Here is a 24,726-nt window from a genome sequence, read left to right as displayed (position 1 = left end):
TCTAACTCCTTCTGGCCTCGGCCACCAGCAGATACGCCAGGTACAGACCGCCGATCGACACGGTGACCACACCGACCGGCAGCGCGGTCGGCGCGAACGCGCGCTGGGCGACCCAGTCGCAGGTCACCAGCAGCAGCGCACCCATGGCGGCGGCGGGGGCGAGCGCGGTCGACGGCGTGCGGGCCAATCGGCGGCCCAATTGCGGTGCGGCCAAAGCGACGAACGCGATCGGGCCGGTGATCGCGGTGGCCACCGCGGTGAGCGCGACGCTGAGCACGATCAGCTGCAGCCGCGCCCGGCCCACCCGAATGCCGAAGGCGCGCGCCAGATCATCGCCGAGTTCGAGGACCCGCAGCCGCCCTGCGGCCGGAATCAGGACGAGGGTGAGCCCGCCGAGGATGACCAGCGCGGGCCCGACCTGCGGCCAGGACAACCCGTTCAGTGAACCCGCGCCCCACGCGGCCGCCGACATCGCCGCGGGCAGATCGGCGCGCAGGATCAACCAGGCGTTCACCGAGGCGAGCATGGCGCTCACGCCGATGCCGACGATGATCAGGCGCAGGCCGGTCACGCTGTGCCGGAACGCGAGCGATTGGATGGCGAGTGCCGCGCCGAGCCCGCCGATCAGCGCACCGGCCGCGGTCTGCGGCTGGCCGCCGCCGAAGGTCAGGATGACGATCAGCGCACCGGTGTACGCGCCGGTGTTGAAGCCGACGATATCGGGGCTGCCCAGCGGATTCCGGGTCACCGACTGCAGGATCGCGCCGCTGACACCGAGCGCGGCGCCGAGCGCGAGCGCGAGTATCACGCGCGGTAACCGCCACTGCCACACCACCAGCCGATCGAAACGCTGATCGCCGACGAACAGCGCGCGCAGCACCCGGTCCGGCGCGATCGCGTAATCGCCGGTGCCGAGGGACAACACGGCCACCACCAGCGCCGCGCCGAGCAGCACCGCGCACACCACGAGCGTGCGGACGCCAACCCGCGCGCTGACACCGCGCGACCGCACCACCATGACCGACCGGCCGAAATCTATTCCGGTCATGACGAACTCACCCGTGCGCGCCGGGCGAGCCAGATCAGCGCAGGCGCGCCGAGGAACGCCGCGACCAGCCCCGCGGGTATCTCGTCCGGCCGAATGACGACGCGGCCGAGCACATCCGCGGTGAGCACCAGAATCGGCGCGAGCAGCATCGAATACGCGACGATCCACCGCTGATCGGGGCCGACGATCCAGCGGGCGATATGCGGCACCGCGAGACCGACGAAGGTGATCGGGCCCACCGCGGCGGTCGCGGTGCCGCACAGCAGCGTCAGCGCGGCGGCGGTGAGCAGGCGGGTACGGGTGACGTGCACGCCGAGCGCGTGCGCCAGATCGTCGCCGAGGGCGAGCGCGTTCAGCGAGCGCGCGGCGAGCACCGCGGCGAGCAGGCCGAGGGCGATGAACGGGGCGGCGCCCGCGATGACGCCGTAACCGCGATCGGTGAGCGAACCCGAATCCCACTGCCGCATCTGGTCGAATGCGGTGGCGTTCAGCAGGATCAAGCCCTTGGTCAGCCCGGACAGCACGGCGGTGACCGCGACGCCGGCCAGGGTCAGGCGCACCGGATCGCTGCCCTGCCTGCCCGCGGTGCCGAGCCGGTAGACTACCAGCGAGACCAGTGCCGCCCCGGCGAAACCGAACCACACGTACGAGGTGATCTCGGTGACACCGAAGAACGCGACCGCGATCGTGATCGCGAACGCCGCGCCGGCATTGATGCCGAGCAGGCCGGGGTCTGCCAGGGGGTTGCGGGTCAGGCCCTGCATGAGGCAGCCCGCGACGCCGAGGGCGAAACCGGCGAGTAGCCCGATCAGGGTCCTCGGCGCACGGTAGCCGGTGACGATCAGGTGATCGGGTGAGCCGTCGTCGCCCCACAGCGCGGTCCAAACATCGGCAACCGGAATGGATTTCGTGCCGACCAGCAGGCTGAGCAGGCAGGCGAGCGCTAGGACGGCGGCCGCGAGCAACCATCCCGACCAGCGCCGCAGGCGTGCGGGCGGACTGTCCATCGCGTTGTTCTCTCCAAGGATTCGAGCGTCGGTGGCAAAGCTTCGGCATACGAAGGTCTTGAAAGCTTAGGCTTACCTACCCTAGTCTGTCGCGTGTCCGGTTTGTCGCGTCGCCGCGATCTGGCGATGGCTAGCCGAGCATCCGGACGCCACTGGACGATGTCGAATTCATTGGCCCACACCGCATTTGGAATGCCTTGGTGTCGGGTCTACGGCGCATGCCGTGATGAGGGAACAGAAAGAGGTTCATCGCACGTGAAATTCACCAAGGTCGTACTGGCGGCAACCGCTGTCGGCACCGCGCTGACGATCACCGCGGCCGCCGGTTACGCCGCGCCGCAGGCAGCAGCCGACCAGGGCGCCATCAATGTCACGCAGACGAAGACCGAGACGAACACCGTGATCAGCACCGACGCCGGTTCGCTCGCGGTCGAGGACGGCGTGTTCAAGATCAAGGCCGCCAACGGCACCACCGTCGCGGGCACCGAATTGAGCTTCCGGGTCGACGAATTCCTCTTTCCCATCGCCGCCGAGATCACCGGTCGCACCGCGACACTGACCCCGCAGTTCGATCTGGCGCACGCGCAGTACAAGCCGGTCGCCCTGCCGTACGAGGACAAGGCGCCGTGGAAGTCCGAATACGACCGTGAACAGGCCGCATGGAGCCGGATGACCGGCACCATCTCCCTCGGCGCCAGCATCGGCACCCTCGTCGGCGGCATCGGCGGCGCCGCCGTCGGCTGCATCCTCGGTGGCATCGCGGGCGCCGGCATCGCCTCCCCCACCATCATCGGCATGTTCCCCGCAGGCGCCGTCGGCTGCATCGCGGGCATCCTCGCCATGGGCACCCTCGGCACCGTCGCGGGCCAGATCCTGATCACCGCCCCGGTCGCGATCATGGCGGCCGTCCAGTACTTCACCACCATCAACTCACCTTTCCCGGGGAAGTGATCTGACCTGGGAAAATAGATGAGGATAGCCGCCTGACCTGCAACTTCATCGGCAATGTGATTCTGGCCACAGCGCCTGGTCGGTCTATCTCGGCCTGAACATCGTGGGCGCTCGTCGCCAAGCCGTCGCGACCCGCTGTCGTAGCAATCACGATAGAGCAAAGAACCGGGGCACCCCGAGTAGGAAAGCTACGCGGAGTGCCCCGGTTCTGTTGTGTAGGGTCTCATAATTCGTGGCCAATGCCGACGGCGTGACCTGGGTGTTTCTCGGTTGTCTCACGGGGTGGCCAGCGGTGACCGTCTCAGTTCGATGGCATTTCCGCGGTCTGCTGTGAGTCGTCGTCGGTTGCGACGCGTTCCAGAATGATCAGCGGTGTGACGTAGTGTTCGACGACATTGCCGCCGAGACCGTTCGCGGCTTGGGCTGCTTCGTCGACTTCGGCAGCCGTCCAGTTGCTGAAGGTGGTGAACAGGTCGTGGATCTGCTCGGCGCTCAGTTCGATCATCCAGGAAAATTGCTCGATGCGAGTGCTGGCGAAGTGCCCGCTGCTGGTCAACCGATCGATCCAGACATCGGTGTCGAATTCTCCTGGTCTGCGCGATGATTGGTCGTCGGGGCGTGCCGTTATGGCTGCGACCCCCATCTCCGCGCGTCGCGTTGTTTCCAGCCACCCCTGCCAGGCCGAGCCAGTTGAAGCCAGTGGGCACCCCCGACCGCCGCAGCCACAGCTCGACCTCGGCGGGCGGTCGACGCAATAGTTGATTGAGCAGGTCTATGGGGTTCTCCATGTCATTCTCCCAACCGTGCAGCTCGCTCACGGAGACCGAGCCCGATCGCGGATAGGTGTTCTACTCAGACCGTTTCGCGCTGTCGAACATCGGGCTCGGATTCGGCCTGACGCGAACACTAGGGTCAGTTGCTACGACGACCGATGCGAGCGAACCCAATTCTCCAGTATCCTTATACACCACCGGAACCCCACCCGCGATTCTGAAATCTGCATCTCCGCCGACAAGGTACTCACGCGCGCCAACATTGAAAACATAAAATTCATCGTTCTCGACTATTTCCCGATCGTCCAAGCAGAATGTTCCATGAATCCAATTCGGCTCAAGTCGAGCACGAACCAACTCGCGGGCATTCTCGTATGTAATCGCCATGCTTCCATCCAATCAACTGATCGTCACGGTTTCTCAATATACTTCTCGATCATCACCTTCATCGGAGTAGGCAAGTCGTCGAGTCGAAGATATGCAGAATTCTTGCCCATGCTGAAGTAGTGCGATACGTCATCAAGCGGCGGCCTCGGCTGTCCCCTCTGGTAGGCGCTTTTACAGATTTGCAGCTGGAAGGCGCCACCACCAATGGCTTGCCGGTAACCCGGTGGGAATAATCCGCTCAGGCAGAGAAAGGATATCCGGCGCACGATCTCGCAGCCATTCATCCATCTCCTCGATGGATTCTCGATCCTCTTGATCGAAAGCGTCCGCAGCTCCCGGAAACTCATCCAACAGTATTTGAATTGCCGAGCGTCGTAGACAAGGGTCATACCATCCATCCACTCTCGAACGGATAGCTGAGTCTACCGAGCGGTGCACGTAGGAAAACAGACTGCGGCTGTTAGCTTGAACGAGGGCTGCCACTTTGAATCGAAAGGAATCAAGTTCCGATGAGCTCGGAGCAAAACCCGCAGACATGCCAATATGAACCCCTACCAATGCCGTCATCGCATCAGCAAAGAGTGTAATGCGGATAGCGTTCTCGCCGGAGTTAGACGCGTCAATATCACGTGAGCGAGTTAATCTTTTGAGAGCATCATCCATACATTGCCCAACGGGAGGGAATGAAGTAATCATGGTAAACCGCCTTTGGATTTCCGCATGTGGCCATTCGCGCGCCGCCGTCGGCGTCAACTATGACAATGGCTTCAGTCAGGAGAGCCGAATTCACCCCAACATGGGATGCGTCACGAATTCGATGACCACAGACTTTCCAAGGAAATCCTAGTCATCATGCCGATCCAACTGGATCAGACTTCCATCCCTGCCATAAATGCGAGTCTCGGCAATCTCTTTATCGTCGTCGTACCCATATTCGAGACGCTCGATCAACTGTCCATCAGGCGTGCGCCTCTCTTCTGAAAGAATATCGTCATCGGCGTCCAGTTGCTCAATTATGAGCTCGCCGAAGGTGCGCCGCCCGTTCGATACGACGTAACCTACTCGACGAGACCCCGAGTCATTCCTCACATACGAACTCCATGCACGACCGATAGCTTTGGCGAAGTTTTCACTATGCCACTCAAGAGCCACTTCCGGGGTTGAAACATCGAAATACTCGACATTTGCCGCTGCGCCGTTAATAAAATTAACCTTCTGGACCATCCTTGAGCCAGAATAAGCCCCTACCGTCAGGGTGGGGCGCCCCAACGCATCGCCCTCATTCATTTCCTCGAACGCGCCGGTGCTATGGTCGACGCGGAGATAACACACACGATCAACAGCATCACCCTCATAGATGGGGATCGAAATCAAACTCGCAGCCTTCTTTGATCATCGATGTTAATACTCTGACCAGGTCAGGGTTTCACCACTCCTGTATAAACGCAACACAAGCACCTTCTATGCCCTCACAGCCAGCGAGAGGGTGCCAGCCTTTGGCGATGACCTTCTGCTCCTACCCACATGGAGGATTAGCCGTTGTAATTCTTCAACCACTCCAGATCGTAGCATTCTGCCCACCCTGGGCTGATTCTCCTGCCAGACTGGCGTTTCAACTCGAGGCGCGCCATATCGTCCTTGACGTTCGGGGCGACGGCTTCGAACCAATCTGTCACCTTCGACCAACCCACTTCAGCCGCCTCCTGCTCACTGATCCACCACACAGGCGGATCGGGTTCATTCAGGTCAGCCCCGTCAATGACATAGAACTCATACGCCTGATGCTCGACCAACACCAGCATCCCAGCAGGATCGACCATGCTGTGCTCCATCACGGCCAGATGAGCAATCGCGGATCGCTTGGTCTGCTTATCAACGCCCTCCAAACTATACGCACTCCCAGCAAGCCATCGCCTGTGCCGATGCCCGATCAGCCGCAACACCTCCCGTACCGCCAGCGGAATCGTCGAAGCACCCTGCGCAGCCGCCCAGGCGTCAATCTGGCCATCAGTGGCGGCCGTTGTCGTATCCAACTTCAACCCATCAGCGATCACTCGATCGAAGGTTGCATGGACCAAGTAGGTTCATTGCTGGACATCGGAAGTCGATCAGCATTAAAGAATCCGGATAACTTCTTCGGACATTGCAGCGAACCACTCGGTAACCGACGACCAGCGTTGCTTGAGATCGTAGTCGCCGCGAAGGTCCCACACCGGAGGGTTCGGATCGAGCAGTCGAGAGCCGTCGATTATGCTGAACTCCTCATCCTCGTACACTGCAAGGACAAGAACATTCTCCGGATCCGTAAGCCGCATCTTCTCGAGCGGCAATTCACCTAGCAGCTCAACGGCTAGACGCTTATATTCTGTGCCTACAGCATTTACACCGAGCGATCCGGCTGCCAGCTCATAGGGGCCTGGGCGCACGCCGATCAATCGTAGCACTGCGCGCACAGCTTCAGGAACACAAGAGACGCCCTGATCTGCGGCCATCGCGGTGATGTCGTCGTCAAACGCCCCCGCCACCCTGTCGAGATCCAATCCCATATGAACCGTCCACACGAAAGAATTTTCGATCACCGCAGAAGACTCATTCGCGGACTCTATCGCCACAGTCTTGCGCTCCATTCAATTTTAGTTGTGGGGAATGCCTTCCGGCACGCAGCCATCACACCAGAGCGCGACAAACCTACATGTTGACATGCCGGGCAAGTTGCGGCTGCATCGAGACTCCCTGCATCGCAGCTGAATACGAGTACGACACATCGAAATCCGGCACAGTATCCATCCAACCTATCGCTTAGCCGAGTTCGTAACAGGCCAATCGTGCCGGGTCGACCCAGAGACCGGACTCTCGCATTCGCTTGAAGCGCTCAAGCTGGTCCTTGACTCGTGGTGCATTGGCATCGAACCAGTCCGTAACCGATGGCCAAACCGCCTCGGCCATTTCCTCTTCGCTGATCAACCACACAGGCGGGTTGGGTTGGGCGAGGTCGGCGCCGTCGATCACGTGATACTGATACGCTTGGTGATCGACCAGCACCAGCATCCCGGCAGCATCAACCATGGCGTTCTGCAGCTGAGGCAATGCGCCAAGGGCGTCTGGCTTGGTCTCCTCGTCAACGGTGTCCAAACCGAACGCGCTGCCCGCGAACCATACGCTGTGTCCATGTCCCATCAGTCGCAACACTTCTCGAACGGCCGCGGGGACGACCGAGACGCCCTGCACGGCGGCCCAAGCATCGATTTGTTCGTCGGAAGCAGCTGCCGTTGCGTCCGGCTTCAAGCCCTCAGCGATCACTCGATCGAAGGTCGCATGGACCGCGTCAACGGCAGTACGTTCATTGCTGATCATCAGCCCAGTCTCTCCTGAGTAAGGTTGCGTGCTTCAAAGCGTATCCCGGGGAAGGCCTTCTGATAGGCCTCGATCACATCGGAACAAGATTCGCAGATCTGCCTGTACGCCGGGAAGTTGCGCCCATGTGGAAAGTCGATCACCAGTCGGACGTCGCCTGTGATATCTCCGACAGTGACAGGAACGTATTCGGTTCCGGCTCGGTTGGCGTCGCGCAGGCCGATCTTGTTCAGCTCGTTGATGGCTTCCAGGACACGGTCTTTGGTGCGGGCAATCTCGCCGGGCACGCCCGCTTCGTATGTGACACGTCCATTTTCGATGTCTCTGGTGACCTTCTTGACCGCCCGCCATATTGCAGTCTCGACCTGTTTCCTGCTGTAGCCGCTTACGTCCTCTAAATGCCTACGAGCAAGTTCTTCCAGCAACTGAACTTCCGAGTCGTTCGTACGAGGCTGGCGTCGCAATGATTCTATATTTGGAGATTTCGGATCATAAGTTGCGACTGGCTTGTCCTCAAACAACCTCCGGTCTTTGCTCGGGCGAATCGGCCCCTTGTCGGCTGGCGACCAGTCGTGGTTTCGCCAGCTGTAGCCGAACAAGTCACCAGTTTTCCCATCGTCCATGTGATAGCGGACGGTTGTGAGTGTGCGTTTATGCGGTTTACGCGTTTTGTCCAGATCGGGGTCTTTGCTCGTTATCGTCCGAACGTCATCGAGCCCTTTGGAGCGTAGTTCGCGGTTTCGTACCGCGAGTTCGTCAAAGTCATCCGCGCGTATCTGCTGGTACCTGGGGGCTTGTCGTGTCGACGGTTGGTTTCCCGTTGACGGTCGGTTTGCCGGTGGCTCCTCCAGGCGTTTCGACTGGTGTACGAGGTCGTGTCGATGGGGCCGATCGGGCGCCTGGCGTCTCGGCCGCCGCCTCTGAGGTCGCGACTCGGGATTGTGCGAGTTCGACGGTCGCATCGGTTTTTAGTACAGGGCTCGTGGGACGCGCGCCCGGGGCTACATTCTCTGGATCAGCAGCTCCATGTGCGGGTTGTTCGATGCTGCGTTCGTTGCTGGTCGCACCTTGGCTACCGTGCTCAGTGTTGGCCGCTCCCTGGCCGCCATGTTCCCCGACAACTGCAGCTTGGCCTTCCCGCATACCATCCGCTGCCACCTGGCTTGCGTGTTCGGCTTCGCTTCGGTAACGCGTGGTCGAATTCCCGCCAGCCGCCACTGATCTCGTGCAGCAGGCTCGGGAGCGTGGAACTCACCGCGACACATACCCGCATCGAACCCGCGATCCTCTACCTGGGCACACCCGTCGTGCTGATCTCGACGGTCAACCCGGACGGCACACCCAATCTCGCGCCGATGTCGTCGGCGTTCTGGCTGGGCTGGCGTGGCATTCTCGGGATGGCCGCGCGCTCGCAGACGGTGCGCAATCTGCTCCGCACCGGCGAGTGCGTGCTCAATCTGCCGTCGGACGCGCTCGCCCCCGCCGTCGACCGGCTCGCCATGACCACGGGCACCACCCCGGTGCCGCAGTGGAAGCACGATCGTGGCTACCGCTACGAACCCGACAAGTTCGGCACCTCCGGCCTGCATCCGGTCGAGTCGGAAACCGTTGCACCACCCCGAGTTTCCGAATGCCCCGTAGCCATGGAGGCCGTACTCGAAGCGGCGCATCCACTCGCCGAGGGCGACAAGGATCTGGAAGGCAACATCGTCGTCCTGGAAGTCCGCGTCCAACGCGTATGGGCACACGACGAAATCCGCCTGGCAGGCACCACCAACCGGATAGACCCCAACCTCTGGCGCCCCCTCATCATGAGCTTCCAGCACTTCTACGGCCTCGGCCCCCGCACCACCCCCTCGACCCTGGCCAACATCCCGGAAACCGCCTACCTCAGCCCCGACGTAGCCCGCTCCCACACCTGACGGCGCCGCAGACCTCGGTGTGCCGCTGAGACTTTCGTCGAGCGCAGTCGAATGGCCCCATGTACCGGCGTATCGCACGGCCATTCGACTGCGCTCGGCGCAGGGAAACCGACCCCTGCTCCGAATGTAGGGGACGACTCGCGGATCGGCCCGGAGGGCTGGCGCGACCGGATACCTAGAGCTACTATCCCTAGCAGTTCTAGGGTTCAAGGAGGTGGTCGGGCGATGCATATACCCAAGGATCTGGTCGCGGCCTCCGCGACGCCTCTCGTGCTGGGGATCTTGGCTCGGGAGGAGAGTTACGGGTACGCGATTCTCAAGCAGATCGGCGAGTTGTCGGGTGGACGCCTCGAGTGGAGCGATGGGCTGCTGTATCCGCTGCTGCATCGGCTCGAGCGAGTGGGACATATCGAATCGTTCTGGGATACACCCGAGGGCGGACGGCGGCGCAAGTACTACCGCATCACCGGGCAGGGGCGTGGTGAACTGGCCGAGCATCGTAAGCAGTGGGCCGCGGTGGTGGACGCGCTGGAAGGTATCTGGCAGCTGACTCAGGCAGGGCCGGGCGCGATTCGGCCCGCGGAGGGATGAAACGTGACCGCGGACAGCGAACTCGAAGCACAGATCGCGCAGTGGCGGGCGTACATGCGACGCAGGCGCACACTGACCGGCCCCGACGCCGACGAGCTCGAGGACCACTTGCGCAGCACCATCACCGAATTGACCGAGGCGGGCCTGCAACCGGACGAGGGATTCCTCGTCGCGGTGAAACGGCTCGGCGGCCTCGATGAGCTGTCGCGCGAGTTCGCCCGCGAACATTCGGGGCGGCTGTGGAAGCAGCTCGTGCTCGCGGGTGAGCCGGATACGCCACGGGCCAAGGGTTCCCGCCCTGATCTGCTCGTGATGATCGCGTGCGCGGCCGTCGCCGCACTCGCCATCAAGGTCCCGTACCTGTTCGGTATCGACTTCGACCACGATGCGGAGTTCTTCGGCAGGAACCTCGCACTGTTCGCGTTCGCGCCCCTCGCCCTCTACTTCGCGATCCGGCGGCGGCTCGGCGCCGGTGCGATCGCCGCGCTGGTCGTGCTGTTCGCGCTCGGCGCTGTCGGCGCCAATGCCTATCGGCTGGCCGATGATTCACAGTCGGTGGTGCTCAGCGCGATCCACCTGCCGATCGCGCTGTGGCTGGCCACCGGCGTGGCCTACGTCGCGGGGCAATGGCGCTCGGATCGCAGGCGGATGGACTTCATCCGCTTCACCGGCGAATGGTTCATCTACCTGGTGCTCATCGGGTTCGGCGGCGGCGTGCTGATGGGCATCACGGCGGGCACCTTCAACGCGATCGGCATCGACGTCGAACATTTCCTCGGCGACTGGCTGGCGCCGTGCGGCGGTGTCGCCGCGGTCGTCGTGGCGGCCTGGCTGGTCGAGGCGAAACAGAGCGTCATCGAGAATATGGCCCCGGTGCTGACCAAGGTGTTCACGCCGCTGTTCACCGCCGTGCTGCTGGCGCTGCTCGTCGGAATCGGCGTGAGCAGCAGCGGAATTCACGTGGATCGCGAGGCGCTCATCCTGTTCGATGTGCTGCTCGCCGTGGTACTCGGCCTGCTGCTCTACGCCATCTCCGCCCGCGATGCCGCGACCGAGCCCGGGGTGTTCGACAAGTTGCAGTTGGCCCTGGTGGTCAGCGCGCTCGTCGTCGACGCGCTGGTGCTCGCGGCGATCACCGGCCGCATCACCGAATGGGGTTCCACACCGAACAAAATCGCCGCACTCGGTGAGAACATCATTCTGCTGACCAACCTGGCCTGGTCCGCCTGGTTGCTACTCGGCTTCGTCCGTCATCGCCTCCCGTTCACCCGCCTCGAACGCTGGCAAACCAGATACCTTGCCGTCTATGCCCTCTGGGCGTGGATCGTCGTACTCGCCTTCCCTCCGCTGTTCCACTTCGCCTAGCACCGGCTCGACCGTCGAGCGCAGTCGAATGGCCCTGCGACACGCCGTAATTGCGGGCCATATGACTGCGCTCGACGTAGCCCGGGACACCAGCGCTCACGCATCGGCGCGGTTGAGCGCGCGGAAGACCAAGCCCGCCGCGGCGCCCGCCAGCAGCTGGACGATCAGGTACAGCAGCGTCGACGCACCGAACAAGCCCATCACCAGCCCGCCGAAGAGCACGGCCGGGTTGAATACGCCGCCGGAAATGCCGCCGACCGCAATGGCTCCCGCCGCGACGGTGAATCCGATGGCGAGACCGTAGAACGAGTTGTTCGGATGATCCGCGCTGGTGGCCACATTGAGCACGACGTAGGCGAGCGCGAAGGTGAACAGGAATTCCACCGCGAGCGCGTCGGCGAGCATATGCCCGGACGGATTCAACGCGTCGCCGTGCGCGTCGCCGACGACGAGGCGCACGACCAGCGCCGCCACCAGACCGGCCACCACCTGGACGAGCCAGTAACCAACGGCCACAAGCGGTTCGATGCGCCCGCGAACCAGGGCCGCCAGCGTCACCGCCGGGTTGTAGTGCCCGCCGGAGATGTGACCGCCCGCGTAGACCATCACCATCAGCACCGCACCGATCGCCAGCGGCGCGAGCGTACCGCCGCTGTGCACCGCCGCGCCGACGGTGAAGACGAGAAAGAACGTGCCGATCGCTTCGACCGCGAGTTTGGGCGCGCCGTCCCAGCTGTGCGTATCGAAAGTCTTGTGCGCGTTCATCTTCTTCGAGACTTTTGTAATCATCCCGGGGTCTCCATTTTCCTACTGGCGATCTCGAACCCGTCGCCGGATACAGCCGCCGTCCACCCCGGTCGGATCGATGACCTCCGATCGCAACTCTCGTTCTCGCCGCAGGGCGGTCACGCTGTCGTGCCTGCGCAATCGCGCGTCGGGATCGAGGCAGACTTCCCCGCAGTAGCTCGAAGAGAATCGCGTGGCATTCGGCAACGCGTGTCCGCATACCCAGAAAGCCCCGGCCTCGGCGTCGTACGCGACGGGAAACCGACAAATTCCGGCACCGAAATCAACCATATTCATTCCTCACCGAATACCGAACCGCAGTGGGCAGCGCGCGGCCTCGCAGGGCAAGGGAGACAACATTATTCATGATCGACCTAGCTGAGCGGGACCACACGGGCGGCACGCTCTACACCACGAGAGTGAGGTCCGAACGGTTCGATCAGCGCCCTTGACGCTCCACGAATCTCCCACTTGGACACCAGCATTCGTGATCGCCAAGGCGAAACAGCAATCTCGGAGGCAGAACCGGACGGCCGGAATCATCGTAAGCCGACACACCCATGAAAAAGGCGGTGCACGAGAAGAACTCGTACACCGCCCAGCGACGGGTCCGGTGGATCAGGCGCCGGTCAGCGGCGGGCTCGCGACTTGGGCACAGGCGCACCGACATAGCTCGCGAGGTGCTCGCCGGTGAGGGTGGACCGCGCGGCGACCAGGTCGGCGGGCGTGCCCTCGAAGACGATCGAGCCGCCGTCGTGACCCGCGCCGGGGCCGAGGTCGATGATCCAGTCGGCATGCGCCATCACCGCCTGATGGTGCTCGATGACGATCACCGACTTGCCGGATTCGACCAGCCGATCCAGCAGGCCGAGCAGATTCTGCACATCGGCAAGATGCAGGCCGGTGGTCGGCTCGTCGAGCACGTAGACCCCGCCCTTGTCGGCCATATGCGTGGCCAGCTTCAGCCGCTGCCGCTCGCCGCCGGACAGCGTGGTCAACGGCTGGCCGATGGTGAGATAGCCGAGCCCGACATCGACGAACCGTTCGAGAATGGCGTGCGCGCCAGGAATATTCGCCGCACCCGGGCCGAAGAACTCCGCGGCCTCGGCGGCCGACATCGCGAGCACCTCGCTGATATCGCGTCCGGCGAGGTGGTATTCGAGCACCGACGCGTCGAAACGCTTGCCCTCACACACCTCACAGGTGGTCTCCATGCCCGCCATGATGCCGAGGTCGGTGTAGATGACACCGGCGCCGTTGCAATTCGGGCACGCCCCTTCGGAATTCGCGCTGAACAGCGCGGGCTTCACGTCGTTGGCCTTGGCGAACGCCTTGCGGATGTGGTCGAGCAGCCCGGTGTAGGTCGCCGGATTGCTGCGCCGCGAACCGCGAATGGGCGCCTGATCGACCGACACCACACCCGCCGACGCCGGGATCGAGCCGTGGATCAACGAGCTCTTACCGGATCCGGCGACACCGGTGATCACACAGAGCACCCCGAGCGGGACGTCGACGTCGACCTTCCGCAGGTTGTGCCGGGTGGCGCCGCGAATCTCCACCTTGCCGTCGGCTTTACGCACCTGCTCTTTGAGCGCCGCGCGATCGTCGAAATGGCGGCCGGTGCTGGTGCCGCTGGTCCGCAGATCCGCGACGGAGCCCTCGAAGCAGATGGTGCCGCCGGCCGAACCCGCACCGGGGCCGAGATCGACGACGTGGTCGGCGATCTCGATCGTCTCCGGCTTGTGCTCGACGACGAGGACCGTATTGCCCTTGTCGCGCAACTGGATCAGCAGGTTGTTCATCCGCTGGATATCGTGCGGATGCAGTCCGGCGGTCGGCTCGTCGAATACATAGGTGACGTCGGTGAGCGCGGACCCGAGATGGCGAATCATCTTGACCCGCTGCGCTTCACCGCCGGACAGCGTGCCCGACGGGCGCTCCAGCGAGAGGTAGCCCAGCCCGATCTCCACGAAGGAGTCGAGCGTGCGTCCCAGCGTGTCCAGCAGCGGTTGCACGGACGGTTCGTTCAGTCCGCGCACCCATTCGGCGAGATCGCTGATCTGCATCGCACAGGCGTCGGCGATGCTGATCTTCTTGATCTTCGAGGACCGGGCCGCCTCGGTGAGCCGGGTGCCCGCGCAGTCGGGACAGGTGGTGAAGGTGACCGCCCGGTCGACGAACGCCCTGATGTGCGGTTGCATCGACTCGCGATCCTTGGACAGGAACGACTTCTGGATCTTGGGGATCAGTCCCTCATAGGTCAGGTTGACGCCGTCGACCTTGACCTTGACCGGCTCCTTGTAGAGGAAGTCGTTCATCTCCTTCTTGGTGAACTTGCGGATCGGCTTGTCCGGGTCGACGAAGCCCGATTCGGCGTACACCCGCACCGTCCAGAAGCTGTCCGACTTCCAGCCCGGAATGGTGAACGCGCCATCGGCCAGGGACTTCGAATCGTCGTACAGCTGAGTGAGATCGATATCGGAGACCGAGCCGCGGCCCTCACAGCGCGGGCACATGCCGCCGGTGATGCTGAAGCTGCGGCGCTCACGCACGGACTTGCCCGCCCGCTCGATCTTCACCGCGCCCGCACCGCTGATCGAGGCCACATTGAAGGAGAAGGCCTGCGGAGAGCCGATATGCGGCTTGCCGATCCGGCTGAACAGGATGCGCAGCATCGCGTTGGCGTCGGTGGCGGTGCCGACCGTCGAACGCGGATCGGCGCCCATCCGCTGCTGGTCGACGATGATCGCGGTGGTCAGCCCCTCGAGCACGTCGACCTCGGGCCGCGCCAGGGTCGGCATGAAGCCCTGCACGAAGGTGCTGTAGGTCTCGTTGATCAGCCGCTGCGATTCCGCGGCGATCGTACTGAACACCAGCGAGCTCTTGCCGGAGCCGGAGACACCGGTGAACACCGTCAGCCTGCGCTTGGGGATCGCGATGCTGACGTCCTTCAGGTTGTTCACGCGCGCACCGACCACGCGGATCACCTCATGGCTGTCGGCAGCGGACGGCACGGGCGCCTTGCTGTTCTTCTTCGCGGCGGTGGTCATGGTGTCTCCATTCAACCTGGTCGGAGCTAGCCCAGCTGCTTGATCCGCACCATGTTGCCCGCGGGATCACGGAAGGCGCAGTCACGCACGCCGTACGGCTGGTCGGTCGGCTCCTGCACCACCTCGGCGGCGTCGCTGGCCTGTAGCTTCTCGAAGACGCCGTCGAGATCGTCGGTAGCCAGATTGATGCTGGCATAGGTGCCCTTGGCCATCATCTCGGTGATGGTGCGGCGCTCCTCGTCGGTGATGCCGGGATCGGCGGCAGGCGGATGCAGCACGATGGACATGGGCTGGCCGACGGGGCCGACCGTGATCCAGCGCATGCCGTTGTATCCGACGTCGTTGCGCACCTCGAAGCCGAGGGTGTCGCGGTAGAAGGCCAGTGCGGCCTCCGGGTCGTCCTGGGGCAGGTAGGTCTGGTGAATGGTGAGGTCCATATGGATCACCGTAAGCTTGCCGGGCGGCCTACGCTTCTCGATTCCTGATCGGTCTGGTGACCTGTTTCGCGACGCAGGCGGGCATGCCCTCGGTGCCCAGTTCGGCCTCGCGCCTGTAGGCGCTCGGCGGCATGCCGACCAGTTCGGTGAAGCGGGTGCTGAAGGTACCGAGCGAGGAGCAGCCGACCGCGAAGCAGACCTCGGTGACGCTGAGCTCGCCGATGCGCAGCAGCGCCATCGCCCGCTCGATGCGGCGCGTCATCAGGTAGGCGTACACCGATTCACCGTAGGCCAGCTTGAACTGGCGGCTCAGATGCCCTGCCGAAATATGGGCGTCGCGGGCCAGTGCCTCGACGTCGAGCGGCTGCGCGTATTCCCGGTCGATCCGATCGCGGACCTTGCGCAACCGCACGAGGTCGCTCAGGCGCTGCGACTCGGTGGGTGTGCTGGTCACCTCTCCGATCCTTCCACGAGGCTCGCGGCACCGTCGAGCAGACAGCGCATACCGAACTCGAAAAGGCTCTGCGGTCAGCACCTGGCGAGTAACATGATTCAGACAATTCGGACACCCCGTCGTCGGGTTGCGACCAGGGCGAAGCTAGGCTGGCGGGGTGAACGTTGAGGTGACGCCCCTGCCGGGTATCGGTGTGCGCAAAGACTTTCCGATCAAAAGCGGTCGCCGACGAATCGGTGTCATCGACCATCGGGACGGCACGATCGACCTGATCTCGAGCAGGGCCGACAACCCCGACGTCACCGACCAGATCGCGCTGACCGCCGATGAGGCGGCAACGCTGGCCAATCTGCTCGGCGCACCGCAGCTGGTCGCTCGACTGCGCGCCGAGCACGGCGAACTCGACGGCGTGAACACCAGGCAGTTCCCCATCCAGCACGGTTCGCCGTACGACGGACGAACCCTGGGGGAGACCGAAATGCGTACTCGGACAAAATCATCCATAGTCGCGGTGATGCGCGCCGGGCAGGTGCTCGCCTCACCGGGCCCGGACTTCACCTTCACCGCGGGGGATCTGCTGGTGATCGTCGGCACGACCGAGGGACTGGACGCCGCGGGCCAGCTCCTAACCGACGGCTGATCCCGTGATGGCGAATGAAACCGCGCTCGCGCTGATCCAGCTGGGCGCGGTATTTTTTGGCCTCGGCGTGCTCGGACGGATCGCGGCACGGATCGGCATGTCACCGATCCCGCTCTACCTGATCGGCGGATTGATCTTCGGCACAGGCGGATTGATCGAGCTACGCCATGTCGACGAATTCATCCACCTCGCCAGCGAAATCGGCGTCGTGCTGCTGCTCCTGCTACTGGGCCTGGAATACAGTGCGCCGGAACTGGTTACCGGGATGCGCAGATCCTGGCCGGCCGGGTTGCTCGACATCGCGCTCAACGCGACGCCCGGCGTCGTCGTCGCCATCGCGCTCGGCTGGGGCTTCCCCGGCGCCATCGCGATGGCAGGGGTCACCTACATCTCCTCCTCCGGCATCGTCGCGAAGGTACTCAACGACCTCGGCCGACTAGGTAACCGGGAAACCCCGGTCATTCTGTCGATCCTCGTTTTCGAGGACCTCGTGATGGCGGGCTACCTCCCCGTGCTCACCGCCGTGCTGGCGGGCGCGAGCATCGCCGCGGGCCTGAAAACGCTCGGTATCGCACTGGTCGCCGTCACCGTCGTGCTCGTGATCGCCCTGCGCTACGGCAAATACGTCTCCGCGGTGGTGGCCAGCGACGACCGCGAGATCTTCCTGCTCAAACTCCTCGGCGCCGCGCTGCTGGTGGCCGGATTCGCCTCCGCGGTACAGGTTTCCGCGGCCGTCGGCGCCTTCCTGCTCGGCATCGCGATCTCCGACTCCACCGCCAAGGACGCGACCAAGATCCTCGAACCGCTGCGGGACCTGTTCGCGGCCTTGTTCTTCGTGCTTTTCGGCCTCACCACCGACCCGACCACCATCCCGCCGGTGCTCGGCTGGGCGTGCCTGCTCGTCGTGGTCACCACCGCGACGAAGATCGCGACCGGATGGTGGGCCGCCAAACACGCCGGAGCATCGCGAAACGGTCGCGCCCGCGCCGGTGCGGCACTCGTCGCGCACGGCGAATTCTCCATCGTCATCGCCGGACTCGCGGTCGCCGCGGACGTCGTGCCCGCCGAATTCGCCGCTCTGGCAACCACTTACGTACTGCTCATGGCCGTACTCGGCCCGGTCGCCGCGCGCGTCGTCGAACCGCTGCTCGCCATGGCGGCCAGAACGGCCAAACCACCGGCGCCCGCGCCGGAACCGCTCAGCGACTGACGCCTCCCCACAGAAATGTGGTCACGACACTTTCCAGATGTGCGTTAGCATCGGCGAGTCGAGATCATGTGGGAGACAACCGAATGAGGAATGTCAGGTGAGGAACGAGGTTTCCCGGCCGCGGTGGCGGCGCATGCTTGCGGTAGCGGTGACACTCGTTGCGCTGCCGATGTTTTCGCTCGCCGCGGCACCTGCGGTACAGGCGGAGAGTGCGCTGCCGCTGCCGACGGACGACCCGTTCTACCGCGCGGACGTACCGCTGACCGATGTCGCGCCGGGCACGGTGCTGCGGACGCGGTCCGTCGGCCTCGCGCCGACGGGTACGCAGTTGCCGCTCCAAGCGACCCAGGTGCTGTACCGGACAACCGGCCAGCTCGGTGAGCCCGCGGCCACGGTGGCCACCGTCATCCGGCCACCGTCGGCATCCGGTCCGCTGCGGATCGTGTCCTACCAGGAGGCGTACGACGCGCTCGGCGCGCGCTGCGATCCGTCCTACACGGTGCGCGGCGGCGGCGCGCTCGCGGTCGCGGACACGCCGCTGTTCGCCGCGTATCTCGCGGCCGGATTCACCGTCGTCACCAGCGATTACGAGGGCGCGGAGCGCGCATACGGCGCCGGACGCAAATCCGGGTACGCCACGCTGGACGGCATCCGCGCCGCGTTGCGCACCCTCGACGCCCCGTCGTCGACGCCGATCGGCATGTCCGGTTTCTCCGGCGGTTCGATCGCCACGGAGTTCGCCGCCGAGCTGGCGCCGCAGTACGCGCCCGAGCTGAACATCGCCGGCGCGGCGCTGGGCGGTTACCCGGTCGACCTCGTCAACACCGTGAACTACATCAACGGCAAGCAGGATTGGGCGACGCTGCTGCCGTACGTGCTGGAGGGCTCGGCGCGCGGATTCGGCATCGACCTGGCGCCGTACCTCTCGGATTACGGCAAACAGGTCATCGCCGAGGTTGCCGATCAGTGCGCGCCCGACGGACCCAAATTCCCGGGCCTGCGCATCGAACAGCTCCTGCTGCCGCAGTATCAGGACTTCACCGCCATCCCCGCGTTCGCGCCGATGATCGAACAGGGCCGAATGGGCAACTCGGGCACCCCGAAGGGCCCGCTGCTCCTGGGTGCGGGCAATGCCGACGGCACCGGCGACGGCGTCATCGTGACCAAGGACGAACGCGAACTCGCCGCCGAGTACTGCCGCCGCGGCGTCCCGGTCCGCTACCTGGAGTACCAGGGCGCCGACCACTTCGCGGCGGGCCTCCTCTTCATCCCGGCCACCATCCCCTTCTTCCAGTCCCGGTTCGACGGCACGCCGTTCGACAACGGGTGCGCCGCACTGGTGCGCTGAATCACAAAGGCGCCGAACCGAAGTCGGTGTCGCGAGTGTGACATGGATCATCGAGGTCTTTCGGCCCTGACGCGGGGCCGTTCGACCCGGCAAGCTGGGTCCGTGACCAACGCACGGACGATGGAAGACCATATCCCGGCGACCCGCACACCCTCCGTAACCGACCAAGTGGTCGACCGCCTCACCAAAGAGTTCGAGCATCAGTTCTCCCGCGACCAGGTACGCGGCATAGTCCGCCGCTGCGTAGACGACCTCGCGGGCACCCCGCCCGGCGCCATCCCCGAACTAGGCGAGCGCCTGGCCCGTCAACGCCTACTCGACACCGAAGACACCCCCTTCGCCGTCGAACTGACCACCACCTGACCCACCCCGGGACACACCGAACCGGCGGGAGCCTCGGCTCCCGCCGGTCCCCCGAACCGCGAAGTATCCACCCGGGCGCCTCTCCGCAACCGACAGTTAACGCATGAACTATTCATGCGCTAATCTGACGGGGAGTTGTCTAGGAGGATGGATGGAGACCGAGGTCGAGGATCCGCTGCGGTTGGATCGGCAGGTGTGTTTCGCGTTGGCGGTGGCCAACCGGGCGGTGCTCGGGGTTTATCGGCCGCTGCTGGAGCCGATGGGACTGACGCATCCGCAGTATCTGGTGATGCTGGCGCTGTGGGGCGAGGCGCCGATGTCGGTGAAGGCGATCGCGGAGGCGATCCAGCTGGATTCGCCGACGCTGTCGCCGCTGTTGAAGCGGCTCGAGGCCGCGGGGTTGATCAGGCGGGATCGTGATCACCGGGACGAGCGGAACCTCGTCATCAACTTGACTCCCGATGGCGTCGCACTGCGGCAGCAGGCCGAAGCCATCCCCGCAGCGGTGGTGCAGCGGCTCGGTGTCGGCCTCGCCGATCTCGAGGAACTGCGGGACGTCCTCACGCGCGTCAACGTAGCCGCCCGCCGGTCCGGCACGACCGGCGAGCAGGGAGCACGCGAATGAGCAAGCGGCCCAACCCGATTCAGTGGGTCGGCTACGCGTTCGGCCGCACGTTGCCCGACTCGATGCGTGACTGGGTTCGGCGCGACCTCACCGGGAAGTACGCCACCCCACGCCATCTCGTCCGCGGCATGGTGCCCTTCACTCCCCTCTTCGCCGCATTCCTGCTCTTTCCCGGCGAACTGTGGTTGCGCGGTTCGATGGTGCTGCTCGCGCTGCTCCTCGCCCTGTTCTACACCACGGCCTTCATGCCGATGAACCGTGCGCATCGACTGGCCAAGCATGGCCTGCCTGCTGATTTGGAGAACCCGGACCGCGCCCGCCGACGGGCACTCGAACGCGCGAAATACGCGGCACAGCACCCACACTGAGGCCACGTCATGTCCCACGTGCCGCGGCCTCGGGCCTGCGCTGCTCGACCGGCCCTTCGCTGGCGAGCAGCGGCCACCCTCGGCGCAGGACGAAGTCGAGCCAGGCGCCGCAGGCCTGGGAGGTGAGCACCGCGGTGAGGACCAGGGTGGTGAAGAAGGCGGCGTTGATGATGCCCGCGTCGTAGGCGACGCTGGCGAGCACGATGCCGGGACCGCCACGGGCATTGCAGGTTACGGCCAGGTTGATGATGTCGAGGCGGCGGAACCCGGCCAGCCTGGCCGCGAGGCCGATCGAGCACAGGACAACCACCGAGGAGCCGAGCAGGAACCCGACCATCATCAGCGGCGAGAAGCCCCTGGTGAAGTCGAGCCGGTAGCCGACGATGGCGAAGTAGATCGGCACGAACACCGCGCCGGAGACATGGTTGATCGCCTCCAGCGGTGCCCGAAAGCGCTGATGCTCCGTGCTTTTCATGCCGCCGACGATGCCGAATCCGGCGAGGAAGGCCGCGAAGACCAGCGTGACGTCCAGCGCGGCGGCCACACTCACGTAACCGAACACGACGACGACGATCCACGCGACCGGTGTGTGCTGGGCGATGATGTTCCAGCGGGCGCGACCGAGCCGGCGCAGCAGCGGCGGCAGCACCGTCATGGCGAGCAGTACGTACACACTATTGGCGACCACGTGCACCGAAACGGTTTCCGCCAGTGCGCCGCCCCCGGCGGTCACGGTGGCCGAGGCAATGGCGGTGGCCAGCGCGAGCACACCCCACAGCACGATATCCTCGACGACCGCCGCACCGAGGATCAGACCGGCGAACCGGGTGTGCAGAATGCCGAGGTCGTAGAAGATCTTGGTGATCACCGGAATCGAGGTGACCGCGGTGGCGATGGCGAACACCAGGATCACCGCGGGTCTGCTGCCCGCCGCACCCATGAACTCCTCCAGCGGCAGCAGCGGAGCCAGGAACAGTGCGAGGAAGAACGGCAGCGGGGTGCCGAGGCCGAGAATCCAGGCGGTCGGCTTCCAATTCTCCTTGCCGAGCACGTTGCGCACGCCCGCGCCCGAGACGAACATCAGCAGCAGCAACCCCAGGTGATAGAGGAAGCCGAGGACCACGGTGGCCGAATCCTGGTCGCCGTCACCGAAAATCCGCGCGACGGTATCGGGCGCGAGTAGTCCGAGCAGCGACGGCCCGAGCAGGACACCGGCCAGGATTTCCCCGACGACCTTGGGCTGCCGCAGTTTCGCGGCCAGCAGCCCGAGCAGGTTCGCGCCACCGATCAGCAACAGCAACGCCAACGTCAGCGATCCCAAAGTCTCCGTGGACATGCGCTCCCCTACAGCTGGGCCGTACCGGACAGGCGCAGTCTGTCAAAGCGCTCTGAAGCGGCTGCCGGACAAGCGTTTCGGCTGATCAGTGCCGCCGATCCGGCGAAGTCGGCCCGCCATTTCAGAGGCCGTCGATACGATGCGGGATTGGTGTCCGCGTCATCGACGCCCATCGGCGAGAGGAACGATCATGACCAACCTGGCCGATCTTTCTGCCACCGCACTGCTGGCGGGCTACCGCGACGGTGTGTTCTCGCCGGTGGAGGTGATCGACGCGGTCTTGGCTCGCGTCGACGGCTGGGAGCGGCATATCAACGCGCTCTACACCTTCGACGCGGAGCCCGCCCGCGCCGCGGCCGTCGCCAGCGCCGCCCGCTGGCATCGCGGGGAACCGGCGGGCGCGCTCGACGGCATCCCGCTGACGCTGAAGGAGAACATCGGAACCCTTGGCTGCCCAACGCCTTTCGGTTCGGCGGCCACGGAGCTCATACCCGCGACCGAGAACAGCCCCACCGCCGATCGAGTGGCGGAGGCGGCGGGCATCGTGCTCGGCAAGACCACGATGCCCGATTACGGGATGTCCTCCAGCGGACTGTCGAGTTTCCATGGCATCACCCGCAATCCGTGGAACCTGGCGCGCAATCCGGGTGGTTCGAGTTCGGGCGCCGCCGCCGCGGGCGCCGCCGGATACGGGCCGATCCACTTCGGCTCCGATATCGGCGGGTCCATCCGGCTGCCCGCGGGCTGGTGCGGGCTGGTGGGATTCAAGCCGAGCTTCGGGCGGATCCCGGTGGTCCCGCCCTATCTCGGCCGTGCCATCGGACCGCTGACCCGCACCGTCGCCGACGCGGCGCTCGCGACAGCGGTCGCGGCGGTGCCGGATCGGCGAGACCATACCACCGCGCCCGCGCTGCCGCAGGATTGGTCGATGGCGTCGACGCCACTCGATCTCACCGGCGTCCGGATCGGCTTGATGTCCGAGGCCGGTACCGGACTGCCCGTCGAGCCCGCGGTCGCGGCGGCCGTCGCCGCGGCCGCGGGACTCCTCGAATCGCTCGGCGCCCGTATCGAACCCGTCGCTCCCCTCATGACCGACGACATGCTGTCGGGACTGAACGATTTCTGGCGCATCCGCCAGTGGGCCCAGATCCGGTCACTGCCCGCCGACCGCAGGGAAAAGATCCTGCCGTACATCCTCAGCTGGTGCTCGGGCGCGGAAAACCTCGGCGCCGCCGCGATTTTCGATGGCTACTCGCAGTTCGACGCCATGTCCGTCGCCGTGGATCGCCGGCTGGACCTGGTGGACTTCCTCATCACGCCGACCTCACCGGTGACCACCTGGCCGATCGAACAGGTTGCCCCCGAAGACAATCCGATACTTCCCTTCCGCCACATCGCCTTCACCGTCCCCTTCAATCCCGCTGGACATCCCGCCATCTCGATGGACTGTGGCCGAGCCGCCGACGGCACCGCCATCGGCGTCCAGCTCGTCGGCCGGCGCTTCGACGACGTCCGCGTCCTCCAGCTGGCCACCGCCTTCGAACAAGCGCGCCCGCCGCAGCCCGCCTGGCCCCAACCACCCGCGGACCATCCCTGATCCAGGTTATTCGACTCCCGAGAGAGACAGCGCGTCCTACTATTCGGAGGAAGTCTCAGGAGGGGCCCATGGGATCAACGACACGCGTGTGGGGCCGCTTCAGCCCGCGCCCACTGCTGCATCGGCTGCCGGTGCTCATCCTCGACGCCGGTTACCTGCCGTGGGAATCCTATGACGAACCGCGCGGCGAACAGGGCATCACCGGTCCGGACAGTCCGGCATGGCGGGTACTCGGCCATGAGCCCGCGGCGCTGCTCGGCGGTGTCGTCGGGCTCATGGTCGGCACGCTGCATCCGGTGGTGCTGCACGGCACCCTCGAACACACGACGCTGCGGGAGGATCCGCTCGCCCGCCTCGCTCGCACCGCCGGATTCGTCCGTGCCACAACCTATTCCGCCACACCGGTGGCCGAGCGGGTCATCGATACCGTGAACCGCATGCACATTCCGGTGGCGGGCACCGTGAACGGCCGCGACTATCACGCCGCCGACCCCGACTTGATCACCTGGGTGCACGTAACCATCTGGGGCGGATTCCTCACGGGCTACCAGGAACTCAGCGGCCGCCCGCTGAGCACCGACGAGGTCGACCGGTACTGGTCCGATATCGCCCCCATCGGCGAAAAGCTCGGCGGCACATCGGTTCCCCGCACCGGGGCCGACATCGACAGGTACTGGGCGGATATCCGCGGCGACCTCGCCGAGCACGACGCGGATCGGAAAGCCGCACGGGCGGAAGCGCAGTGGATCATGCACGAGGTCGGCTCCTGGCACGGTTCCGTCGCCCGCGACGGCTCCCACCGCGTCGGCAACCTCTTCGCCCGCTGGGGCCGCCCCTGCACCACCATCATTGCCGCACTGGCCCGCCCGCCGATCTGGTTCTGCGCCAACATCCTCCTGTCGGCACTGCTCGGCATGCTCCCCACCTGGGCCGCCGCCGAACTCGGCATCCCACGCCCGAACCGATTCCTGCACCGCTGGCGCACCCTGACCGTGAAACTGGTCTTCTTCGCCTTCGACCGCGCCGCGGGCGCCCCGGAACACGTCCTGCGCGCCCGCCGCCGCTGTCAATCCCCGCCCACCGACACCAAGCTTTCCGACGCAGCCTGACCCAT

27 protein-coding genes are annotated in these 24,726 nt (G+C 64.9%); 12 read left to right on the top strand and 15 right to left on the bottom strand.

All coding sequences use genetic code 11. The features are described 5' to 3' along the window. Position 1 precedes the first annotated feature (1 nt). Both ACIG5A_RS34945 and ACIG5A_RS34940 read right to left on the bottom strand, forming a co-directional pair. Positions 2–1,048 (bottom strand): FecCD family ABC transporter permease, encoded by a 1,047-nt coding sequence (locus tag ACIG5A_RS34945; protein ID WP_397248136.1) that lies wholly within the window; start codon positions 1,046–1,048, stop codon positions 2–4. Continuing rightward, entirely contained in the window at positions 1,045–2,055 is a 1,011-nt protein-coding gene (locus tag ACIG5A_RS34940) for a FecCD family ABC transporter permease (RefSeq protein ID WP_397248134.1), read from the bottom strand. Before ACIG5A_RS34940 ends, ACIG5A_RS34945 begins: the two co-directional genes overlap by 4 nt. Before the next feature lie 255 nt (positions 2,056–2,310). Here ACIG5A_RS34940 and ACIG5A_RS34935 point away from each other — a divergent pair, with 255 nt between their 5' ends. Beyond that, a complete protein-coding gene (locus tag ACIG5A_RS34935; protein WP_397248132.1) occupies positions 2,311–3,006 on the top strand; it encodes a hypothetical protein in 696 nt (231 codons plus the stop codon). Positions 3,007–3,307: 301 nt separating this feature from the next. Here the strand turns inward: ACIG5A_RS34935 and ACIG5A_RS34930 are convergent, their stop codons facing one another. The 8 genes from ACIG5A_RS34930 to ACIG5A_RS34895 form a co-directional block, all read right to left on the bottom strand. Continuing rightward, positions 3,308–3,562, bottom strand: a complete 255-nt coding sequence (locus ACIG5A_RS34930) for a hypothetical protein (protein ID WP_397248130.1) — start codon at positions 3,560–3,562, stop codon at positions 3,308–3,310. 292 nt (positions 3,563–3,854) lie between these two features. Continuing rightward, the gene (locus ACIG5A_RS34925; protein ID WP_397248128.1) at positions 3,855–4,166 is read right to left on the bottom strand and encodes a hypothetical protein; all 312 of its coding nucleotides are present in this window, start codon (positions 4,164–4,166) and stop codon (positions 3,855–3,857) included. 171 nt (positions 4,167–4,337) lie between these two features. Further along, on the bottom strand, positions 4,338–4,862 hold the full coding sequence (locus ACIG5A_RS34920) for a hypothetical protein (protein ID WP_397248126.1): 525 nt from the start codon (positions 4,860–4,862) through the stop codon (positions 4,338–4,340). A gap of 147 nt (positions 4,863–5,009) precedes the next feature. Further along, entirely contained in the window at positions 5,010–5,540 is a 531-nt protein-coding gene (locus tag ACIG5A_RS34915) for a hypothetical protein (RefSeq protein ID WP_397248124.1), read from the bottom strand. Between the two features lie 158 nt (positions 5,541–5,698). Beyond that, positions 5,699–6,220 (bottom strand): hypothetical protein, encoded by a 522-nt coding sequence (locus ACIG5A_RS34910; protein WP_397248122.1) that lies wholly within the window; start codon positions 6,218–6,220, stop codon positions 5,699–5,701. Positions 6,221–6,280: 60 nt separating this feature from the next. Next, complete coding sequence (locus ACIG5A_RS34905; RefSeq protein WP_397248120.1) at positions 6,281–6,793, bottom strand: hypothetical protein; 513 nt, start codon at positions 6,791–6,793, stop codon at positions 6,281–6,283. 172 nt (positions 6,794–6,965) lie between these two features. Further along, positions 6,966–7,520 (bottom strand): hypothetical protein, encoded by a 555-nt coding sequence (locus tag ACIG5A_RS34900; protein WP_397248118.1) that lies wholly within the window; start codon positions 7,518–7,520, stop codon positions 6,966–6,968. After that, positions 7,520–8,143 (bottom strand): hypothetical protein, encoded by a 624-nt coding sequence (locus ACIG5A_RS34895; RefSeq protein ID WP_397248116.1) that lies wholly within the window; start codon positions 8,141–8,143, stop codon positions 7,520–7,522. Before ACIG5A_RS34895 ends, ACIG5A_RS34900 begins: the two co-directional genes overlap by 1 nt. Before the next feature lie 621 nt (positions 8,144–8,764). Here ACIG5A_RS34895 and ACIG5A_RS34890 point away from each other — a divergent pair. From ACIG5A_RS34890 to ACIG5A_RS34880, 3 genes are all read left to right on the top strand, one after another. Then, positions 8,765–9,442: a flavin reductase family protein gene (locus tag ACIG5A_RS34890; RefSeq protein ID WP_397248114.1), complete on the top strand. Its 678-nt coding sequence runs from the start codon at positions 8,765–8,767 to the stop codon at positions 9,440–9,442. Between the two features lie 225 nt (positions 9,443–9,667). Continuing rightward, positions 9,668–10,033, top strand: coding sequence for a PadR family transcriptional regulator (locus ACIG5A_RS34885; protein WP_397248112.1), 366 nt, complete (start codon positions 9,668–9,670; stop codon positions 10,031–10,033). A gap of 3 nt (positions 10,034–10,036) precedes the next feature. Then, positions 10,037–11,398, top strand: a complete 1,362-nt coding sequence (locus ACIG5A_RS34880) for a permease prefix domain 1-containing protein (protein WP_397248110.1) — start codon at positions 10,037–10,039, stop codon at positions 11,396–11,398. A gap of 96 nt (positions 11,399–11,494) precedes the next feature. Here ACIG5A_RS34880 and ACIG5A_RS34875 read toward each other — a convergent pair whose 3' ends face one another. The 4 genes from ACIG5A_RS34875 to ACIG5A_RS34860 all read right to left on the bottom strand — a co-directional run bounded on the left by ACIG5A_RS34875 (position 11,495) and on the right by ACIG5A_RS34860 (position 16,125). Next, positions 11,495–12,187 carry an aquaporin gene (locus ACIG5A_RS34875; protein ID WP_397248108.1) on the bottom strand — a complete coding sequence of 231 codons (693 nt, stop codon included), beginning with the start codon at positions 12,185–12,187 and terminating at the stop codon, positions 11,495–11,497. Positions 12,188–12,813: 626 nt separating this feature from the next. Then, on the bottom strand, positions 12,814–15,234 hold the full coding sequence (locus ACIG5A_RS34870) for an ATP-binding cassette domain-containing protein (RefSeq protein ID WP_397248106.1): 2,421 nt from the start codon (positions 15,232–15,234) through the stop codon (positions 12,814–12,816). 26 nt (positions 15,235–15,260) lie between these two features. Then, entirely contained in the window at positions 15,261–15,671 is a 411-nt protein-coding gene (locus ACIG5A_RS34865; protein WP_397248104.1) for a VOC family protein, read from the bottom strand. A gap of 28 nt (positions 15,672–15,699) precedes the next feature. Further along, on the bottom strand, positions 15,700–16,125 hold the full coding sequence (locus ACIG5A_RS34860) for a helix-turn-helix transcriptional regulator (protein WP_397248102.1): 426 nt from the start codon (positions 16,123–16,125) through the stop codon (positions 15,700–15,702). 157 nt (positions 16,126–16,282) lie between these two features. Here ACIG5A_RS34860 and ACIG5A_RS34855 point away from each other — a divergent pair, with 157 nt between their 5' ends. From ACIG5A_RS34855 to ACIG5A_RS34830, 6 genes are all read left to right on the top strand, one after another. Further along, positions 16,283–16,765: a cation:proton antiporter regulatory subunit gene (locus tag ACIG5A_RS34855; RefSeq protein ID WP_397248100.1), complete on the top strand. Its 483-nt coding sequence runs from the start codon at positions 16,283–16,285 to the stop codon at positions 16,763–16,765. A gap of 7 nt (positions 16,766–16,772) precedes the next feature. Next, positions 16,773–17,975, top strand: a complete 1,203-nt coding sequence (locus ACIG5A_RS34850) for a cation:proton antiporter (RefSeq protein WP_397248098.1) — start codon at positions 16,773–16,775, stop codon at positions 17,973–17,975. Positions 17,976–18,072: 97 nt separating this feature from the next. After that, a complete protein-coding gene (locus tag ACIG5A_RS34845; protein WP_397248096.1) occupies positions 18,073–19,323 on the top strand; it encodes a lipase family protein in 1,251 nt (416 codons plus the stop codon). 102 nt (positions 19,324–19,425) lie between these two features. Beyond that, a complete protein-coding gene (locus ACIG5A_RS34840; protein WP_397248094.1) occupies positions 19,426–19,686 on the top strand; it encodes a three-helix bundle dimerization domain-containing protein in 261 nt (86 codons plus the stop codon). A gap of 151 nt (positions 19,687–19,837) precedes the next feature. Further along, the gene (locus tag ACIG5A_RS34835; RefSeq protein WP_397248092.1) at positions 19,838–20,311 is read left to right on the top strand and encodes a MarR family winged helix-turn-helix transcriptional regulator; all 474 of its coding nucleotides are present in this window, start codon (positions 19,838–19,840) and stop codon (positions 20,309–20,311) included. Beyond that, entirely contained in the window at positions 20,308–20,679 is a 372-nt protein-coding gene (locus tag ACIG5A_RS34830; RefSeq protein ID WP_397248090.1) for a DUF5313 family protein, read from the top strand. Before ACIG5A_RS34835 ends, ACIG5A_RS34830 begins: the two co-directional genes overlap by 4 nt. Positions 20,680–20,686: 7 nt before the next feature. Here ACIG5A_RS34830 and ACIG5A_RS34825 read toward each other — a convergent pair whose 3' ends face one another. Continuing rightward, positions 20,687–22,015 (bottom strand): cation:proton antiporter, encoded by a 1,329-nt coding sequence (locus ACIG5A_RS34825; protein ID WP_397248088.1) that lies wholly within the window; start codon positions 22,013–22,015, stop codon positions 20,687–20,689. A gap of 190 nt (positions 22,016–22,205) precedes the next feature. On the opposite strand from ACIG5A_RS34825, the gene ACIG5A_RS34820 reads away from it, so the two are divergent. Both ACIG5A_RS34820 and ACIG5A_RS34815 read left to right on the top strand, forming a co-directional pair. After that, positions 22,206–23,612, top strand: a complete 1,407-nt coding sequence (locus tag ACIG5A_RS34820; protein WP_397248086.1) for an amidase — start codon at positions 22,206–22,208, stop codon at positions 23,610–23,612. Between the two features lie 68 nt (positions 23,613–23,680). After that, complete coding sequence (locus ACIG5A_RS34815; RefSeq protein ID WP_397248084.1) at positions 23,681–24,721, top strand: oxygenase MpaB family protein; 1,041 nt, start codon at positions 23,681–23,683, stop codon at positions 24,719–24,721. Positions 24,722–24,726: the final 5 nt, after the last annotated feature.

Origin of the sequence: Nocardia sp. NPDC052566 (genome assembly GCF_044547285.1) — a bacterium.
Classification (GTDB): Bacteria; Actinomycetota; Actinomycetes; order Mycobacteriales; family Mycobacteriaceae; genus Nocardia.
Note: the sequence above shows the minus strand (reverse complement) of the source record. Positions and strands in the feature narration are given on the sequence as shown.